Source organism: Vibrio sp. bablab_jr001 (genome assembly GCF_016464285.1).
Taxonomy (GTDB): domain Bacteria; phylum Pseudomonadota; class Gammaproteobacteria; order Enterobacterales; family Vibrionaceae; genus Vibrio; species Vibrio fluvialis.
This window is the reverse complement of record NZ_JACDWZ010000007.1, coordinates 1-1,512: the sequence shown is the minus strand read 5'-3', so window position 1 is coordinate 1,512 and position 1,512 is coordinate 1. Positions and strand designations below refer to the sequence as shown.

Sequence of the window (1,512 nt, the reverse complement as noted above, 5' to 3'; positions counted from 1 at the left end):
GGTGCCCAACCTCGCGTTTGAGACCCTGTGGGTGCTGGCCAGCGGCGTGTTCATCATCTTCTTGTTTGATTTGACCCTCAAGCTGCTGCGCAACTACTTCATCGACGTGGCGGGGAAAAAGTCCGACATTCTGATTTCCTCTAAACTGTTTGCCAAAGTGATGGGCATTCGTATGGAGTCGCGCCCGCCGTCGGTCGGCGCCTTTGCGCGTCACCTGCAGGAGTTTGAGTCAATCCGCGAGTTCTTTACCTCAGCGACCATCGCCTCTCTGATTGACCTGCCGTTTGCGCTGCTGTTTCTGACCCTGATTTGGCTGATGGCCGGCAATCTGGTGCTGGTGCCGGTCGCCGGCGTGGTGATTCTGATTGTCTACTCGCTGCTGATTCAGGCGCCGCTGCGCCGCGCGATTGAAGAAGGCTCGCGCCTCGCCTCGCAAAAGTACGCCAACCTGATTGAGAGCCTGGCGGGGCTTGAAACCCTCAAACTGTTCGGCGCGCAGAGCCAGTTTCAGTACCGCTGGGAAGAAGCGGTGGCGCACATGGCCAACTGGAACATCAAAAGCCGCCGCATCACCGACGGCATTCAGAACACCGCCGGCTTTGTCCAGCAATCGTCGAACGTCGGCATGATTATTCTCGGTGTCTACCTGATTGCCGAAGGCGACCTCACCATGGGCGGGCTGATTGCTGCCACCATGCTGAGCGGGCGCGCGATTGGCCCGCTGGTGCAGTTGTCGCTGCTCTCCACCCGCTACAATCAGGCCAAATCGTCGCTGACCATCATCGAGCAGGTGATGGCGATGCCGGACGAACAAGAAGAAGGCAAACGCTACATCCACCGCCCGATGATTCAGGGCAAGATTGAGCTCGATAAAGTGACCTTCCACTACCCGAACTCGCCGGTGGCCTCGATTCGCGACCTCAGCCTGACCATCAATCCGGGCGAGAAAGTCGCCATCATTGGTCGCATCGGCTCGGGCAAAACCACCTTAGAGCGCCTCATCATGGGCCTCTACCAGCCCACCGAAGGCCACGTGCGCATTGACGATACCGACATTCAGCAGCTGCACCACATTGATGTGCGGCGCAACATCGGCTGCGTACCACAAGAGAGCGTGCTGTTTTACGGCACCATTCGCGACAACATCACCCTCGGGCGCCCGCTGGCTGATGACCGCGACGTGATGGACGCCGCCAACCGTGCCGGCGTGACCGTGTTTACCCAACAAGATCCGGCAGGACTGGAGCGTCAGGTCGGTGAAGGCGGCCTGCTGCTCTCCGGCGGTCAGCGTCAGGCGGTCGCCATTGCCCGCGCCCTGCTCGGCCGTCCGCCCGTGCTGCTGATGGATGAGCCCACCAGCGCGATGGACAACCGCTCTGAGCTGCAAATCAAACATCAGCTCAGTCAGCTCACCCCGAGTGAGACACTGGTGCTCATCACCCACAAAACCACCATGCTGGATGTGGTCGACCGGGTGATTGTGATGGAGAAGGGCTGCATCATCGCCGACGG

1 protein-coding gene is annotated in these 1,512 nt (G+C 59.9%); it reads left to right on the top strand.

Annotated features, from left to right (window positions below; all coding sequences use genetic code 11):
• On the top strand, positions 1-1,512 hold a 1,512-nt coding region (locus JIG40_RS00825; RefSeq protein WP_199464616.1), incomplete at both ends, for a type I secretion system permease/ATPase.